The organism is Streptococcus handemini (genome assembly GCF_040984445.1).
Taxonomy (GTDB): domain Bacteria; phylum Bacillota; class Bacilli; order Lactobacillales; family Streptococcaceae; genus Streptococcus; species Streptococcus handemini.
On the sequence record NZ_JBFRYH010000122.1, the window covers coordinates 1 to 1,228 of the forward strand.

Annotated in this window: 4 tRNA genes, 1 rRNA gene and 1 pseudogene; 1 reads left to right on the top strand and 5 read right to left on the bottom strand. The window is 44.8% G+C overall.

Annotation, left to right across the window (positions count from 1 at the left end):
- Positions 1-206: 206 nt before the first annotated feature.
- Positions 207-677: pseudogene (locus ABPH35_RS10860) on the top strand (ISL3 family transposase); the annotation flags it as partial.
- Between the two features lie 80 nt (positions 678-757).
- On the opposite strand, the gene ABPH35_RS10865 reads toward ABPH35_RS10860, so the two are convergent.
- From ABPH35_RS10865 to rrf, 5 genes are all read right to left on the bottom strand, one after another.
- Positions 758-829, bottom strand: a tRNA-Glu gene (locus ABPH35_RS10865).
- Between the two features lie 11 nt (positions 830-840).
- Positions 841-914 (bottom strand) — tRNA-Ile (locus tag ABPH35_RS10870).
- Between the two features lie 34 nt (positions 915-948).
- Positions 949-1,019 (bottom strand) — tRNA-Gly (locus tag ABPH35_RS10875).
- A gap of 5 nt (positions 1,020-1,024) precedes the next feature.
- Positions 1,025-1,097, bottom strand: a tRNA-Val gene (locus ABPH35_RS10880).
- A gap of 6 nt (positions 1,098-1,103) precedes the next feature.
- Positions 1,104-1,219: ribosomal RNA gene (gene rrf / locus ABPH35_RS10885) — 5S ribosomal RNA — on the bottom strand.
- Positions 1,220-1,228: the final 9 nt, after the last annotated feature.

Sequence of the window (1,228 nt, forward strand, 5' to 3'; positions counted from 1 at the left end):
TTGCCAGTTTTGAGTACGACGTCCAGCGTCAAAAAGCCCCACGACTTCACAAGACACCTCTACTTTAACACAACGAAAAAGTAGTGACTACTCTCTCCCGTCGGAGATTTCCTCACTACTAATCTTAGTATGTTTTGAGTGTAGAAAAAAAGTCCCATATGACCTATAATGAAAAGCAACCAAACCATCATTTTAGAAAGACTCATATGGAACAACGAAATCTTATCACAAATTTTCTCGGAATAAAAGACCAAAATATTGTTTTCGCTGAGGAATATGATAGGGGAACGCACCTAGAACCCCATGGTCACTTGGATTACACAGCTCCTAAATGCCCAGTATGTAAGGGACAAATGGCGGTCGCAGAAACGCCCCTTGTCAAGAAAAACCACCAAATCTCTGGCGCTGTCAACCAGAAAATTGCCCAACTACTCATCGAGAAGCAAGCAATGACATCTATTGCACATAGACTATTTATTTCAACATCATCAGTCCTCAGAAAACGAAATGAGTTCAAATTTGAAACCGATTGGAACAAACTGCCAGAAGTCATGTCCTGGGATGAGTATGCCTTCAAAAAGGGAAAAATGAACGTTATCGCTCAAGATTTCAACTCCCTAAATGTCATCGCCATTCTGGACGCAAGAACACAAGCAACTATCCGAAACCACTTCCTACTCTCTAGATGTTAGCTTTTCATCTACCCACTACTGTTGACAATGAGCCAATAATCTCCATTTTTCTCCTCAACTATATATAGTCCGTACGGGATTCGAACCCGTGTTACCGCCGTGAAAAGGCGGTGTCTTAACCCCTTGACCAACGGACCATAAAATACAATGGGCACGAGTGGAATCGAACCACCGACCTCACGCTTATCAGGCGTGCGCTCTAACCATCTGAGCTACGCGCCCAAACATGTGTTTGGTTTTTGGAATGAAGTCCAAAAGCGGGTGACGAGAATCGAACTCGCGACAACAGCTTGGAAGGCTGTAGTTTTACCACTAAACTACACCCGCTTATATGGGAGTTAACGGGATCGAACCGCTGACCCTCTGCTTGTAAGGCAGATGCTCTCCCAGCTGAGCTAAACTCCCCCTCTAGCTAAGCGACTACCATATCTCACAGGGGGCAACCCCCAACTACTTCCGGCGTTCTAGGGCTTAACTGCTGTGTTCGGCATGGGTACAGGTGTATCTCCTAGGCTATCGTCACTTAACTATTCTTT